The following is a 516-nucleotide window of genomic DNA, read 5'->3' as shown; positions in this document are numbered from 1 at the left end:
AAAGTCTGGTAGACCTGAAGCCGGTGCTCCGCAACGAAGCCGGTTAGGGTAGAACAGGTAATTAGGGCTAAGTCGTAACAAGGTAGCCGTACCGGAAGGTGCGGCTGGATCACCTCCTTTCTGGAGCAGTTCGACTCGTGAGTTCGTGTACGTGAGACGCTTATAATAACAGCTTACTGTTGTCTTTTCCATCATTCAAATAAACTTGAATCCGAATACGGGCTTGTAGCTCAGGTGGTTAGAGCGCTACACTGATAATGTAGAGGTCCGTGGTTCGAGTCCACGCAGGCCCACTTGGTTCACCAAGTGGTCTGAAAAGTTCAGGATTCTAAATACATAGGTTGCTTTCAATAGGAAAGCAACTTCGAAATCACTAAACACCAGAGTGATACACGTTCTTTGACGTAAGGGGTAACAAAAACGAAGCGTAGCGCGCTTGCCTTCAGCGATGGAGGAATTAACGAGCGTTGATTACGAAACAAGAAGTAAGCAAGAGCACACGGGGGATGCCTAGGG

Annotated in this window: 1 tRNA gene and 1 rRNA gene; both read left to right on the top strand. The window is 47.9% G+C overall.

Going from position 1 to position 516, the window contains the following annotated elements:
- A 16S ribosomal RNA gene (locus ACYU7Q_RS21930) occupies nt 1–120 on the top strand; the annotation flags it as partial.
- Between the two features lie 99 nt (nt 121–219).
- A tRNA-Ile gene (locus ACYU7Q_RS21925) sits at nt 220–293 on the top strand.
- Nucleotides 294–516 lie beyond the last annotated feature (223 nt).

It is taken from the genome of Hymenobacter terrigena (assembly GCF_054776515.1).
This window is presented reverse-complemented; position numbering and strand designations above follow the sequence as displayed.